The following is a 12573-nucleotide window of genomic DNA, read 5'->3' on the forward strand; positions in this document are numbered from 1 at the left end:
ACTGGCGCCAATCCTGCCACAGCACTTGTTACAGACGATGACGCGGCGTGCGAGGTCCTCGGGCGTGTGCCGTCGCCGGGACTCAGCGGGGTGCGGCGACGAGTCGGACGACCCGGACCACCTCGTCGAGCGCGGGCACGAGCTGGGCGGCTGAGCGCTGGTACACGCTCCACTCCTGGCGGAACGGGTCGACGACGTCATCGTCGTCCGGGTCGGCAGGCGGAGGGGTGAGACCGCGGCGTGCGGCGAGGACCTCGGCGGCGGCTCGGAGCCGCGCGCCGCCGTCGGGCCCGGCGGCCGCCGCCGACGACACCAGATCGGCATCCGAGGTCGTGGCGGCCAGGCGCGCGAATTCGCGCACGGTGAAGGTGTGTCGCAGTCGCGCCGGGGCCAGCTCGGCGATGTCGCGCCGATGCTCCCGGGTCATCGCGATGATCAGATCGGGGGTCGCGAGGTCACTCTCCTGGAGGAAGCGCGAGCGATGGGCCGAGGAGACCTCCGCGGGCACGCCGAGGTGCTGCGCGAGGTAGGCCGACTCCCGGGTCATGCGGGCTGAACGTAGGCCGCGGGTGCCGGCGCTGGTCACGCGTGGGTCCAGGTCGCCCAGACGCGTCTGCAACAGCTGCGCGGCGAGGGGCGAACGGCAGATGTTGCCGGTGCAGACGGTGATGAGCTCGACCAACCGTGGACTCCTCGCGTGCAGGGGGTTCGGGCGGCCCCGGTAGCGTGTTCGCGTGTCCGCCCACTCTAGCGACGCCGCCGCGTCCTCCACCGAGTTCCTCGAGTCCATCCCGGCTCCTGAGGGCGCTTCCGCTCGCCGCGACCGCTCGCGGCGACGCGCCCGCCGCACCGACTGGCGTCTGGGGGGTCGCAGCGTCCGGCGATGGCGCGAGTGGACCCTGGCGGCAGCGCTCGCCGGGCTCGGTGTCGGCGTGCTCGGGGCGACCGCCGTCACGGTGCTCTGGCCGAGCGCGGCGGCACCCGCGGTCGCGTCGGGGGTGCTGTGGCTCGGGATGCTCGCGCCGGTCGTGTTCGCCTTCACCCGTTCGCGCCCGATCGGGCTGATGCGCTTGCGCCCGGTCGATCTGCTTTTCGGCGTGACGCTCGGAGCGATGCTGCGGATGGTGCAGGGGTGGCTGGAGTCGGCCGGAGGAGCCTCGGCGTTCCCGCAGTTCACCCGGATCGGAGGGCAGCTGCCGGATGGCTGGCTGTTCACCGACGTGCTGGCCCCGGTGCTGGTCGCTCCGACGGTGGAGGAGCTGTTCTTCCGCGGAGTGATCCTCGTCGCGCTGTACACCGTGCTGCGGCGCCCGTGTGGTGCCGTGATCGCGGGGGTGGCGGCGGTGCTGTTCTCGAGCGGACTGTTCGTCCTGGTGCACGGTCTGGTCGGCGACCTCGCGGTCGACCAGGTGGTCTCGATCGGCGTGCTGGGGCTGGTCTGCGGTGCGCTCGTGATCCTCACCGGGCGCATCTGGGGTGCCGTGTTGACCCACATCACCTTCAACGCCGTCTGGGTCGCTCTCGCGGCGGTGGGCACCGCCCTGAGCTGAAGTCCGCCCCGCGGTCGGCGATCTCGTGGGGCGAGCGTTTACACGACGTTTACGTCGCGGGTTTTGTCCGCGCCGCCCGAGGCTCTAGCCTTGGAGGACGTGAGGGGGGTAGCCTCTCGTACACACAGCAGTCACACAGGTCACTTCCACCACAGGGTGGGCGCTGTCCGATTGCTCTCGAGAATATTGCCGCTACTCGGAACTGTTGGGAGTCCCGTGTTCAAGAAGTCTTTCGCCGCGCTCGCTATCGCCGGCGCGCTCGTCCTCGGTGGTTCGACCGCCGCCACCGCCTACACGCCTTCGGGCGGCGCCGTCTCCGACCCGGTCCTCGCGCCGGGTGAGTCGACGGTCATCACCTTCACCGGTCTCGGCGCATACGACCAGGTCGTGTTCACCATCACCGGCCCGAGCGGCGCCACGCTCACCTCGATCGCGTACGCCGCGTCGGGTGACACCGTCTACTCGGTCACCAAGGATGTCGTCAGCGGGTCGGCCTCCGCGAACTTCACCGCGGGGGGCGCCGGCACCTACGACGTGGTGCTGACCGACACCGACGGCAACGTCATCGCCTCGACCTCGATCTCGGTGACCAGCGACGGCGGCTCCGGTGAGCTGCCGGCCACCGGTGGCGACGTTCCGATGGGGGCCATCTGGCTCGGCGTCGGAGCCGTCGGACTCGGCGGCATCGCCGTCACCGCCGCGGCTGCTCGCCGCCGCGCTTCGCAGAACAGCTGACGCTGTTCTCGAGCGACACCACAGTTTCATGACGCAGGCCCCGGGTTCACCCCCGGGGCCTGCGTCGTTCCCGTACCGGCGGCCGGTGGCCGCACTCGTCGTCGCGACGGCGGGCTTGCTCGCCACGGTCCTGATGATCGGTCTCGCGCCCTCGTGGCGACTCGCGCTGGGGGGCGTTCCCGCATGGACCGCCTCGCTCGTGGACATCGTGCTCATCAACCTGCCGATGCTCCTCGCCGCCTTCGCCGCACACCGGCTGACCGGTGGCACCCGCGTTCCGGTCGATCGTCGCGCCCGTCTCGAGGCGTGCGGGTTCGACGTGCTGCTCGGCTTCTCGCTCGCCGTGATGATGCGCGGACTCGTGGAAGTCGTCGCACCGACCGGGGGCGGCCTCGGAGGATCGGTACTCGACGCCGACGCCGCGCAGGCGGCATTGGCTCTGGCCGTCCTCATCCTGGGGTACGTCCTCGTGTCTCCGATCGTGGAAGAGGTCTTCTTCCGCGGTCTCGTGCAGCGGGCTCTCGCCCAGGTCGGCGGCGGATCCTGGCCGGCACGGCTCGCCGCCATCGCGGTGAGCACGGCGTTGTTCGTCTTCGTGCACGTCGGACCCCTCGGTGTGACATCCGGCTGGCCCGTCGTGGTCGCGTCCCTCGTCGTCGGTGTGGGCTGTGGGGCACTGGTCGCGGCCGGCGGGCGACTCACCGGCGCCGTCGTCGCGCACGTCGGGTTCAATGGGAGCGGTGTCATCTTCCTGTTGGTGTGAGTCATGCCGCAATCTTGCGGACGCCTTGCGGAACCCGTCTTGAGAACCCTCCGGCGGCGGCGTTGAATGACAACGTCGGATTGCTGCTGGGGAAGGTTGCAACTTCTGACGACACCCCATCGCTGTTGACGGGGAACAGCGGCTCGGGGGCGCCGTAAGGCGCGCCGAGTCGCCCGGTCATCGGGGGTCGATGGCGGCAGGGTTGCGCCCAACCGCAACCCTGCCGACCTCGACCGAGGGTCCGGTGTTGCCGATCGCGTCCGTGTGGCGTATTCTTGCTCTTTGGTGCCTGCGCCCTGCTGGTGCGGTACCACGAACGTGAGCCCTCCACCCGGCCTGTTCCCCGCGGCGTACGCCTCGGAACGACCACCGGAGCGGGATTCACGAACCTCTCCGTTCGATCAAGAAAGCAGCACCACTGTGACGCGCACGTACACCCCCAAGGCTGGCGAAGCCCAGCGCGAGTGGCTGGTCATCGACGCCACCGACGTCGTTCTCGGCCGCCTCGCCTCGCACGCCGCCGCCCTTCTCCGCGGCAAGCACAAGCCGACCTTCGCGCCGCACATGGACATGGGCGACTTCGTCGTCATCGTCAATGCGGACAAGGTGGCCCTCACCGGTCAGAAGCTCCAGAAGAAGATGGCCTACCGCCACTCGGGCTACCCGGGTGGTCTGAAGTCGGTCTCCTACGCGGAGCTCCTCGAGAAGAACCCCGTCCGCGCCGTCGAGAAGGCCGTGCGCGGAATGCTCCCCAAGAACAGCCTGGGACGCCAGCAGCTGTCGAAGCTGAAGGTCTACGCCGGTGCCGAGCACCCGCACGCCGCTCAGCAGCCCCAGACGTACACGCTCGACCAGGTCGCCCAGTAAGCGCCGCCTCAGACAAGGACACACTCGTGGCGAACATCCAGGACTCCGCAGACCTTTCCAACTTCTCGACCGAGACCCCGGCCGACGAGACCGAGGCCGCCGCCGAGCGCCCCGTGCTCTCGGTCCCCGGCGCCGCCGTCGGTCGTCGCAAGCAGGCCATCGCGCGCGTGCGACTGATCCCCGGCTCGGGCACGATCACCATCAACGGTCGGTCGTTCGAGGACTACTTCCCGAACAAGCTGCACCAGCAGCTGATCACCGACCCGTTCACCCTGCTCGGGCTCGAGGGCGGCTACGACGTCATCGCCCGCATCCACGGTGGCGGCCCCTCGGGCCAGGCCGGTGCGCTCCGCCTCGGCATCGCCCGTGCGCTGAACGAGATCGACCTCGAGAACAACCGCCCGGCGCTGAAGAAGGCCGGCTTCCTCTCCCGTGACGCCCGCGTCAAGGAGCGCAAGAAGGCCGGACTCAAGAAGGCCCGCAAGGCGCCGCAGTACTCGAAGCGCTGATCGAGCAACCGTCCTCCATGCCGATCTTCGGTACGGACGGGGTGCGGGGGCTGGCCAACGGCTCCCTCACCGCCGATCTCGCTCTCTCCCTGGCCCAGGCGACCGCCGTCGTCCTGGGCCAGGGTCGTACGGCGGATGCGCGTCGCGCCGCCGGTAAGCGACTCACCGCCGTGGTCGCTCGAGACCCGCGTGTGTCGGGGGAGTTTCTGACCGCCGCCGTGTCGGCAGGCCTGGCCTCATCGGGCGTCGACGTGTTCGATGCCGGTGTGCTGCCCACGCCCGCCACGGCGTTCCTCATCGCCGACATCGATGCCGCATTCGGCGTGATGGTCTCCGCCTCGCACAATCCCGCGCCCGACAACGGCATCAAGATCTTCGCGCGTGGGGGCGTCAAGCTCCCGGACGTGGTCGAGCAACGCATCGAAGCGGCGATCGACGCACCCAAACTCCAACCCACCGGCGGCGCGGTCGGCCGCATCAGACGTTTCGCCGATGCCGAAGACCGCTACGTCGTCCACCTGCTCGGTTCGCTGCCGAACCGCCTCGACGGGCTCCACGTCGTGCTCGACTGCGCTCACGGCGCCGCCTCGGGGGTCTCGCCCGAGACCTTCGCCGATGCGGGGGCGACGGTCACGGTGATCGGCGCCGATCCCGACGGACTCAACATCAACGAGGGCGTCGGATCCACCCACCTCGGTGCTCTCCAGGCGGAGGTCGTCCGACTCGGAGCCGACCTCGGCATCGCGCACGACGGCGATGCCGACCGCTGCCTGGCCGTGGATGCGAACGGAGCCGTCGTCGACGGCGACCAGATCATGGCGATCCTCGCGGTGGCGATGAAGGACCGCGGTCATCTCGCGAACGACACGCTGGTGGCGACCGTCATGAGCAACCTGGGTCTGCATCGGGCCATGACCGAGCACGGTATCCGCGTCGAGCAGACCGCGGTCGGCGACCGCTACGTGCTCGAGCGCATGAACGAGGGTGGATACTCCCTCGGTGGGGAGCAGTCCGGTCACGTGATCATGAGCGAGTTCGCCACGACCGGCGACGGGCTGCTGACCGGACTGCACCTGGCCGCCGAGATGGCGCGCCAAGGCAAGTCGCTCGCCGAACTGGCGTCGATCATGACGGTGTACCCGCAGGTCCTGGTCAACGTGACCGACGTGGATCGCTCGCGTGTGGGCGACCCGGTGGTCTCACAGGCCGTCGTGGACGCCGAGCGCGTGCTCGGGGATTCCGGACGCGTGCTCCTGCGCGCATCCGGCACCGAGGCCTTGGTGCGGGTCATGGTCGAGGCGGCGTCCGAAGACGACGCCCGCGCCCACGCCGACGCGCTCGCCTCGGTGGTCGCCACCCGCCTGGCGCTCTGACCCCCGGGCGGCACCGCGACCTCAGCGACCTGCTGCGGTCGGCAGCGGGGTCCGCACGGACCCGTGCCCTCGGGCAGGCGGCGAGGGCCACGCGTCGAGGGTCAGACGCGCGACCGCCTCGACACGGTCACTCACAGCCCGCGCGATGCCGGCTTCATCGAGCCCGGCGATCACCGCTTCCGCGGCGGCGGCCTCCCACGCCTCCATCGCCATCCGTGCGAGCTCGGCAACCGTCACGCGTGCGCCGTCACCGGGGACGTCTACCGAGACGGCGATGATCTCGGCGACCTGGCCGAGCATCCTTGTGCGCAGGGCGCGGTACGCTTCGGCGGTCTCGGGGTCGCGCATCGCGCGGATGCGGACCTCCGCCATGAGCATCACCCCGGTCCGGTCCTGGGTCGCATCGACGGCGATCCGCCGGATCACCTCGGCGAGGCTCCCCTCCGCGGTGGCAGCCAGGGCAGGCTCCGACGCGGTCGCCCGCCAGTGCCGGAGCAGTACCTCGGCCTTGTTCATCTGTGCGCCCGACACATGGTCGATCAGGTCGAGGAACAGCTCATCCTTGGACCGGAAGTTCGAATAGAACGCACCTCGGCTGAAGCTGGCACGCGCACAGATGACCTCGACGGTGGCGCGATCCAGCCCCACCTCGGCGAACACCTCGTACGCGGCGCGTAACACACGGGCCCGGGTCGCTTCGCGCCCCGAGCCCTCGATCGAGTCCCACAAAGTCCGGCTCCCCTCCCGACGTTGCCTGGCCAGACTATCGGGGCCGCGAACCCCCGGCTCGACGGAGAGGTCCCCGACCCGCAGGGTAATCGCAAGATCTACCGAAGATAAATCATTGAGCAGTCTGTATCGCAAGAGCGCCCGAGTGGTGGGCGATTTATCCCGCGATACACGCATGAATCGGTCATTTGCATTGGCTTATAAGGACTTTATGTAGTTAAGTTTCGAGCGTCCCACCATCTGGCACGCGCTGCGAATCCCGCCTCCGTGCGATGTCGGACGCCATCACACCCGAGGGGAATCCACGTCATGCAGTCATCGAGGTCCGAGCAGCGAAGGGCCGTGTCACGCGACCGGACGCGCCGCGCCACCTTCATGTCCGTCATCGCAGCGCTGTTGGCCGCGCTGCTCGCCATGACCGGGGTCATCCCCGCCACGGCGGCCGAGGCCGGCGCGATCAAGGTCACGCTGAACCCGGGGGGAACCGACCAGTACGGCGAGAACACCGTCGTCACCACCGGTGTCGACTACACCCTCAACATCCAGTACGACAGCACCAAGCTCACCGACGGGCAGCAGATCGTCATCGGTGTCCCCGACGGCGTGACGATCCCGGACTCGGCCCTGGTCATCCCGGCCGGGAACACGGTGCTCGATTCGATCACACGCCTCCCGGACGGCAGCCTCCAGCTGACCGTCGACGACCCGCGCGACCCCAGCATCAACCAGGGGCTGTGGGGCCTGACGTTCCGGCTCGACGAGGTGCAGACCTCCAGCATCGAACAGCTGACCTGGACCGTCGACGCCGAAACGACCGATCTCACCGTCATCGTCAAGCAGCCCGGTGACGAATTCGAGGACGTCGTCGACGCGCGCGACAAGAGCGTGGGTGCGCACAACCTCAACGGACTCGTCTCGGTCTCCGACGGGACGGTCGCCATCAGCGACGCGGCGCTGCAGAGCGACATCCCCTACACCGTCTCCATCGACACCACCGAGGCCGTCGACGGCCTCACCATCAGCGACGCCATCGACCCGCGCCTGGCCATCGAGGCCGGTTCGTTCGCCGCCGAGCTGACCACGTGGGACGACAACGGGCTCAACAAGACCACCACCCCCTTCGCGATCAGCCCCGACGTCACCGCCGCAGGTTTCTCGGCCGTCGTCGACCTGCCCGCGAACTCCGAACTGCGCCTGACCTACACGGCACGCATCGCCGACGCCGCCGCGCTCGCGAGCATCCGCGACACCCTGCAGGAGGGCTACGACGCCGTCGAGCTCGACGGGGGAACCTACAAGACCACCTTCACCAACACCGTGACCTACTCCGACACCGGAGCCACCTCCGCCGCGTCGACCACGGTTCAGAAATCCGTCGCCGCACCGGCGCAGCCGAACCGCAGCGCCGCGTTCCGCAAGGATGTCGATGTCACCCAGGTCAAGCCGTTCACCCCGGTCGACCCGACCGACACCGGCGCAGACCTCGCCGCGCCGCAGGACGTGACCTACACGATCCGCACCGACCTGACCCGATTCGCCGATTTCGCCGGCGAACGGTTCGGGCTCACGAGCAACGTCGTGGTCAAGGACACCCTGCCGAACCAGGCCGAGTGGCTCACCGGTGAGGCCGACTTCTTCACCGCAGCCACCAGCGACGGCACGCCGGTCGTGTTCACCGAGGCCACGGGCCTGTCCGGAGACCTGGCGACCGCCATCGCCGGCGACGCTCACGTCGGCGAGTACGTCGTGGACGGCCAGATCCTCTACGTCAACGTCGGCAAGGACACCGGCACGTACTACAACCTCTCCGTTCGGGCCCGCATCGTGGACCTGCAGGGCACCAATCCGAGCACCGACTCCGAGGGGCTCACCTCCTACACCGTGCGCAACACCGCGCAGTTCATCTGGTCCGATGACACACAGACACGCACGCACACCAACCGCGCGAACACGACCTTCGTCGATCTCGGCGACCCGTCGGACCCCCGTACGTCCGATGACGTGTTCACCAAGCGCACCGGTGACGACGACCTGACGGTCGCACCCGGTGAGACCATCACCATCCCGTACATCTTCACCGTCGCGCAGGGTCAGGCGATCGCCGCCGAGAGCCGCATCGTCGACTTCGCCGACACGAACGTGTTCGACCTGAGCGATCTGGACGCGATCGAGGCGGACATCGAGGTCATCTACAACAACGGCGCCGTCAACACGATCGGCTCCACGACGCTGGACGCGACGTTCTGGAACCTCACGCGAGATGACGACGGCGCGCTCGAATTCGCCTTCACGGACGCCTTCGCCGCTGCCATCTCGGCGGCCGGCCTGGCCGATGACCGCAAGCTGGAGGTGTACATCCCGCTGACCACGAAGCCGGTCGTCGGCAAGCAGTCGCTGGAGATCACCAACAACGCCCAGCTGATCGGTGCATCCAACGGGCTCGTCTACACCTCGGAGCAGGTCATCGAGGCCACCAGCTACGGCGACGAGCTCGAAGTGGCCAAGACGGTCTACAACGCCGACACCGACACGTGGACGCAGAACCTCCGCGTCGGCGTGGACGACGGCCAGCTGGCCGTGGACAGCTTCATCTACCGCATCCGCGTCATCCCGCACGGCTCGTACGGCACCGCCGGTGTGTCGATCGCCGAGATCCTGGACGTGCTGCCCGCCGAGGTCAGCTTCGACGGATTCGTCGAAGCCGACGACGTGGACAGCGCAACCGTCACCGCCGGGGACAGCTTCACGCTCCCGGGGAACCTCGTCGCCACCCAGAGCGAGGTCGACGGTCGCGACGTCGTCACCATCGCGAACCGCGACGGCACGGTGCTGAACACCAGCGACGCGATCGACCTGTACGTGAAGGTGTCGGTCGACTCCTTCACCGAGGACGTGGGGATCATCAACGAGATCGGCGGCACCAGCGCCACCATCACCCCGACCAACGCATACCCGCTCAGCATCCTGAAGATCGACACCGACGACCAGACCGTCGCGATCACCGACCGCGACGCGCGGTTCGAGATCCTCGACGCCGACGGTGCCGCGGTGATCGATGACGCCTACGTCGTCGACGGACGCCTCATGGTGCCCGGTGAAGACGGCGGCGACAAGGCCGTGACCGTTCCCGAGCCCGGCACGTACACCCTCGTCGAGATGCGCGCACCCTTCGGATACCTGCGCGACGACGAGCCGGTGCGTATCACCGTGGAAGCGGACGGCGCGGTCGAGACCGTGCGGTTCTACAACGAGCCCTCCGATGTCCCGACCGTCGTGTCGGTGGGGGACTACGTCTGGTACGACGCCGACGGCGACGGGGTGCAGGGCACCTCCGCCGACGAGGAGCCGATCGAGGGTGTGACCCTCACCATCACCGGTCCGGACGGCGAGCCCGTCGTCGACGGTGCGGGCGAGCCCCTCACCACCGTGACCGATGAGAACGGCTTCTACGAGTTCACCGACCTGCCGATCCTGGAGACCGGTCAGTCCTACACGGTCTCCATCGACCGGGACGATGCCGGGACGATCGCCGCGCTCGAGGGCCTCATGCCCACCACGCCGGGAGCGGGCGAGGACACCGCCGCCGACTCCAGCGACTGGATCGCCGAGTCGACCGAGCTCACCGAGCCCGGCGACCGTGACCCGACGCTCGACTTCGGGTTCGTCGACCTCACCTACGCGATCGGTGATGTGGTGTGGATCGACGAGAACCGCGACGGTGTGCAGGGCGACACCGAGCTGCCGCTGGAAGGCGTCACCGTCGCCCTGCTCGACGCGGACGGCGAGCCGCTCGACGGCGTGGACCCGGTCGTCACCGACGCGGAGGGTCGCTACGTCTTCGACGAGCTGGTCGCCGGCGAGTACCGCGTGCAGTTCACCCTCACCGAGGAGCAGTCGCTCATCTACGGCTTCACCGCAGCCGACGTCGATGCCGGGGCCGCCGGCGCCGACTCCGATGCGGCGGTCGCGACCGGCGTGACCGGCGTGATCTCACTGGATGCCGACAACACCGAACTGACCTCCTCGTACACCGACCAGGCGTTCACCGCCACCGAGGGCATCGACCCGACGTGGGACGCCGGCGTCGTCCGCAAGAAGGTCGCCGTCAGCGACTACGTGTGGCTCGACATCGACGGCGACGGGATCCAAGGGTCCTCGCCCGACGAGAAGCCCCTCCCCGGTGTCGTGCTGGTGATCACCGGGCCGGACGGCCAGCCCGTGACCGACCTCGACGGTGAGACCGTCGGGCCGCAGACCACCGACGAGGACGGCCTGTACCTGTTCGACAACCTGCCGGCGCTGCCGGAGGGCGAGTCCTACACCGTCACGATCGACCGCGACGACCCCTCGACCGTCGAGGCGCTGTCCGAACTGCGCCCGACGCCCGCCGGCGAAGGGGACGACCCGACCCGCGACTCCAACGACTGGAGTGCCGAGAGCGGCGACCTGGTCGAGGACGGTGCGATCGACCCGACGCTGGACTTCGGGTTCATGCCGCGCACCTACGCGATCGGCGACGTGGTGTGGATCGACGAGAACCGCGACGGTGTGCAGGGCGACACCGAGCTGCCGTTGGAAGGCGTCACCGTCACCCTGCTCGACGCCGACGGCGAGCCGCTCGACGGTGTCGACCCGGTCGTCACCGACGCGGACGGTCGCTACCTGTTCGACGTCCTCGCGCCGGGGGAGTACCGCGTGCGGTTCACCCTCACCGAGGAGCAGCAGCACCTCTACACCTTCACCACGGCCGACACCGCGGCCGGCGCACTCGGCGCCGATTCCGACGCGGCCGTCGAGACGGGCACCACCGGTGTCATCGTGCTCGGCGAGGACAACACCGAGCTCGACCTCGACTACGCCGACCAGGCATTCGAGGCGACCGAGGGTGTCGACCCGACGTGGGACGCCGGCGTCATCCGCAAGCAGGTGTCGGTGGGTGACTACGTGTGGCTCGACGAAGACGGCGACGGTGTGCAGGGCACCTCCGACGCCGAGACCCCGATCGCCGGCGTCAAGCTGGTGCTGACCGGGCCTGACGGCGAAGCCGTCACCGACATCGACGGCGAAGCGGTGGAGCCGGTGTACACCGACGAGAACGGGTTCTACGAGTTCACCCGCCTGCCCGCGCTGGCCGACGGCGAGAGCTACACCGTCACGATCGATCAGGACGACGCCTCGACCATCGAGGCCCTGACCGAACTGCGCCCGACGCTCGTGAATGCCGGTGGCGACGCCGCGCTCGACTCGAGCGAGTGGGTCGCCGTCAGCGGTGACCTGGTCGACAACGACGCCCGTGACGCGACGCTCGACTTCGGTTTCATCCACCGCACCTACGCGGTCGGTGACGTCGTGTGGATCGACAGCGACAAGGACGGCGTGCAGGACGACAGTGAGCACACCCTCGACGGCGTGATCGTGCGCCTGTTCGACGGCGACGGCATGCTGGTGGACTACACGACCACCGATGAGAACGGGCTGTACCTGTTCGACGACCTGCGGGCCGGCGACTACACGGTGCAGTTCGAGCTGACCGACGCGCAGCAGGAGACGTACGAGTTCACCTCGTCCCTCTCGGGCGACGACGTCGCAGGCGACTCCGACGCCGACGTGACCACGGGCCTGACCGCCACGATCACGCTCGGCGAGGGCAACACCGCCCTGACGTCCGACTACCCGTACGCGGTCGTCAGCGCCACCGAGGGCATCGACCCGACGTGGGACGCCGGTGTGATCGAGCTGCCCGCCGCGCCGGAGCCGGCCACCCCGACGCTCGGGTCCCTCCCGCGCACCGGTGGTGACGCCCCGCTGGGACTGCTCTTCGGCGGTATCGCCCTGATCGGCCTCGGGCTGATCGTGGTCGGCGCGTTCCGCCGTCGCGCGGAGGTCTGACCCCCCGCCGGGGCCTCGGCCCCGGCGGCACAGACGAAACCACCCCTTTCTGCCGAACCCATCCCGAATGGGCGGCAGGAAGGGGTGGTTTCGTCGTGATCGGGTGCTTTCGTCGGGCCACCTCTGGAGTGATCCGGGTGCTGACCGTGTGGATGGTC

9 protein-coding genes are annotated in these 12573 nt (G+C 69.0%); 7 read left to right on the forward strand and 2 right to left on the reverse strand.

Translation table 11 applies throughout. The annotated features are described in order from the left end of the window. Nucleotides 1-82: 82 nt before the first annotated feature. A complete protein-coding gene (locus tag ABD204_RS07270) occupies nucleotides 83-682 on the reverse strand; it encodes an arsenate reductase/protein-tyrosine-phosphatase family protein (protein ID WP_194423967.1) in 600 nt (199 codons plus the stop codon). A gap of 52 nt (nucleotides 683-734) precedes the next feature. Between ABD204_RS07270 and ABD204_RS07275 the strand changes: the two genes are divergently transcribed. From ABD204_RS07275 to glmM, 6 genes are all read left to right on the forward strand, one after another. After that, nucleotides 735-1550 carry a CPBP family intramembrane glutamic endopeptidase gene (locus tag ABD204_RS07275; RefSeq protein ID WP_322597542.1) on the forward strand — a complete coding sequence of 272 codons (816 nt, stop codon included), beginning with the start codon at nucleotides 735-737 and terminating at the stop codon, nucleotides 1548-1550. 216 nt (nucleotides 1551-1766) lie between these two features. Continuing rightward, the gene (locus ABD204_RS07280; protein ID WP_194423968.1) at nucleotides 1767-2285 is read left to right on the forward strand and encodes an LPXTG cell wall anchor domain-containing protein; all 519 of its coding nucleotides are present in this window, start codon (nucleotides 1767-1769) and stop codon (nucleotides 2283-2285) included. 85 nt (nucleotides 2286-2370) lie between these two features. Beyond that, a complete protein-coding gene (locus ABD204_RS07285) occupies nucleotides 2371-3048 on the forward strand; it encodes a CPBP family intramembrane glutamic endopeptidase (RefSeq protein ID WP_194423969.1) in 678 nt (225 codons plus the stop codon). A 420-nt stretch (nucleotides 3049-3468) separates the two neighbouring features. Continuing rightward, entirely contained in the window at nucleotides 3469-3915 is a 447-nt protein-coding gene (gene rplM / locus ABD204_RS07290; protein WP_194423970.1) for a 50S ribosomal protein L13, read from the forward strand. Between the two features lie 26 nt (nucleotides 3916-3941). Next, a complete protein-coding gene (rpsI, locus tag ABD204_RS07295; RefSeq protein WP_194423971.1) occupies nucleotides 3942-4424 on the forward strand; it encodes a 30S ribosomal protein S9 in 483 nt (160 codons plus the stop codon). A gap of 17 nt (nucleotides 4425-4441) precedes the next feature. Beyond that, nucleotides 4442-5797 carry a phosphoglucosamine mutase gene (gene glmM, locus ABD204_RS07300; protein WP_194423972.1) on the forward strand — a complete coding sequence of 452 codons (1356 nt, stop codon included), beginning with the start codon at nucleotides 4442-4444 and terminating at the stop codon, nucleotides 5795-5797. Between the two features lie 21 nt (nucleotides 5798-5818). Here glmM and ABD204_RS07305 read toward each other — a convergent pair whose 3' ends face one another. Next, the gene (locus ABD204_RS07305; RefSeq protein WP_206697158.1) at nucleotides 5819-6478 is read right to left on the reverse strand and encodes a TetR/AcrR family transcriptional regulator; all 660 of its coding nucleotides are present in this window, start codon (nucleotides 6476-6478) and stop codon (nucleotides 5819-5821) included. A 390-nt stretch (nucleotides 6479-6868) separates the two neighbouring features. Between ABD204_RS07305 and ABD204_RS07310 the strand changes: the two genes are divergently transcribed. Then, the gene (locus tag ABD204_RS07310; RefSeq protein ID WP_194423974.1) at nucleotides 6869-12415 is read left to right on the forward strand and encodes an SdrD B-like domain-containing protein; all 5547 of its coding nucleotides are present in this window, start codon (nucleotides 6869-6871) and stop codon (nucleotides 12413-12415) included. Nucleotides 12416-12573: the final 158 nt, after the last annotated feature.

It is taken from the genome of Microbacterium aquimaris (assembly GCF_039531285.1).
GTDB classification, from domain to species: Bacteria; Actinomycetota; Actinomycetes; order Actinomycetales; family Microbacteriaceae; genus Microbacterium; species Microbacterium aquimaris.

Excerpts from the sequence above, each read along its gene's own strand:
- glmM (WP_194423972.1), top strand. The coding sequence starts at position 4,442 with ATGCCGATCTTCGGTACGGACGGGGTGCGGGGGCTGGCCAACGGCTCC.